12 tRNA genes and 1 rRNA gene are annotated in these 1426 nt (G+C 52.2%); all 13 read right to left on the bottom strand.

What is annotated here, in order from left to right:
- Positions 1–54: 54 nt before the first annotated feature.
- The 13 genes from AC6CHQ_RS16225 to rrf all read right to left on the bottom strand — a co-directional run bounded on the left by AC6CHQ_RS16225 (position 55) and on the right by rrf (position 1307).
- A tRNA-Ser gene (locus AC6CHQ_RS16225) sits at positions 55–147 on the bottom strand.
- Positions 148–162: 15 nt separating this feature from the next.
- Positions 163–239: transfer RNA gene (locus AC6CHQ_RS16220), tRNA-Ile, on the bottom strand.
- Positions 240–246: 7 nt separating this feature from the next.
- Positions 247–320: transfer RNA gene (locus AC6CHQ_RS16215), tRNA-Met, on the bottom strand.
- 12 nt (positions 321–332) lie between these two features.
- Positions 333–408: transfer RNA gene (locus AC6CHQ_RS16210), tRNA-Ala, on the bottom strand.
- Between the two features lie 10 nt (positions 409–418).
- Positions 419–495: transfer RNA gene (locus AC6CHQ_RS16205), tRNA-Pro, on the bottom strand.
- Positions 496–502: 7 nt separating this feature from the next.
- Positions 503–579: transfer RNA gene (locus AC6CHQ_RS16200), tRNA-Arg, on the bottom strand.
- A 17-nt stretch (positions 580–596) separates the two neighbouring features.
- Positions 597–685 (bottom strand) — tRNA-Leu (locus tag AC6CHQ_RS16195).
- A gap of 9 nt (positions 686–694) precedes the next feature.
- A tRNA-Gly gene (locus AC6CHQ_RS16190) sits at positions 695–769 on the bottom strand.
- A gap of 35 nt (positions 770–804) precedes the next feature.
- Positions 805–892: transfer RNA gene (locus AC6CHQ_RS16185), tRNA-Leu, on the bottom strand.
- A 20-nt stretch (positions 893–912) separates the two neighbouring features.
- Positions 913–988: transfer RNA gene (locus tag AC6CHQ_RS16180), tRNA-Lys, on the bottom strand.
- Positions 989–995: 7 nt separating this feature from the next.
- Positions 996–1071, bottom strand: a tRNA-Thr gene (locus tag AC6CHQ_RS16175).
- 9 nt (positions 1072–1080) lie between these two features.
- Positions 1081–1156, bottom strand: a tRNA-Val gene (locus tag AC6CHQ_RS16170).
- Between the two features lie 35 nt (positions 1157–1191).
- Positions 1192–1307 (bottom strand): 5S ribosomal RNA (rrf, locus tag AC6CHQ_RS16165).
- Between the last annotated feature and the right edge of the window lie 119 nt (positions 1308–1426).

Below are 1426 nucleotides of genomic sequence, written 5' to 3'. Positions count from 1 at the left end.
AATGATGCATAATTCTTGGTTCAGGGCTCCCCTTGACTGAAGAGGTTAAAAATATGGCGGAGGAAGAGGGATTCGAACCCCCGCGCGGTGTTACCCGCCTCTCGGTTTTCAAGACCGACCCCTTCAGCCAGACTTGGGTATTCCTCCGTTTGAACCAATTAATGGTGGACCTTGCAGGACTCGAACCTGCGACCGGACGGTTATGAGCCGTCTGCTCTAACCAACTGAGCTAAAGGTCCTTTGGAATGGCGGTGGAGGGGATCGAACCCCCGACCTTACGGGTATGAACCGTACGCTCTAGCCAGCTGAGCTACACCGCCGGAATAGTATAATGGTGGAGCCTAGCGGGATCGAACCGCTGACCTCCTGCGTGCAAGGCAGGCGCTCTCCCAGCTGAGCTAAGGCCCCTTCATAAAGATGGTCGGGAAAACAGGATTCGAACCTGCGACCCCTTGGTCCCAAACCAAGTGCTCTACCAAGCTGAGCTATTTCCCGATAATAATGGCGCGCCCGACAGGAGTCGAACCCATAACCTTCTGATCCGTAGTCAGACGCTCTATCCAATTGAGCTACGGGCGCATTCATAAAAAAAGAGCTGGTGCCGAGGACCGGTCTCGAACCGGTACGGTAGTCACCTACCGCAGGATTTTAAGTCCTGTGCGTCTGCCAATTCCGCCACCCCGGCGGAAATAAATGGAGCGGAAGACGGGATTCGAACCCGCGACCCCCACCTTGGCAAGGTGGTATTCTACCACTGAACTACTTCCGCATAACTGAGTGGATCAATATCACTCATCAAAATAATGGTGCGGGTGAAGGGACTTGAACCCCCACGTCCGGTAAAGGACACTAGAACCTGAATCTAGCGCGTCTGCCATTCCGCCACACCCGCATGATGTGGTATATATAGGGTGGTGAGCCATGCAGGGCTCGAACCTGCGACCCTCTGATTAAAAGTCAGATGCTCTACCAACTGAGCTAATGGCTCGTCATAGTGGTGCCGGCCAGAGGACTTGAACCCCCAACCTACTGATTACAAGTCAGTTGCTCTACCAATTGAGCTAGGCCGGCTTGTTTAAATGGTGGAGGATGACGGGCTCGAACCGCCGACCCTCTGCTTGTAAGGCAGATGCTCTCCCAGCTGAGCTAATCCTCCGTGAAACTGGATCGTTGATCCAATCAAATGATACAGCCCGGCGACGTCCTACTCTTGCAGGGGGAAGCCCCCGACTACCATCGGCGCTGAAGAGCTTAACTTCCGTGTTCGGGATGGGAACGGGTGTGACCTCTTCGCCATTATCGCCAGACCGTATTCTTTTTGAAAGAACAAATACTATTATATCAATTCCTGCCGATTTAGCAAGAACTTTTTTATTCTTTCAAAACCGGATAAAACAGACATTGTATCGTACATACCGAATCTTTT

This window comes from Bhargavaea sp. GQ12 (assembly GCF_059758705.1).
The sequence above is the reverse complement of the archived record's forward strand: the minus strand, read 5'-3'. Positions and strand labels throughout refer to the sequence as shown.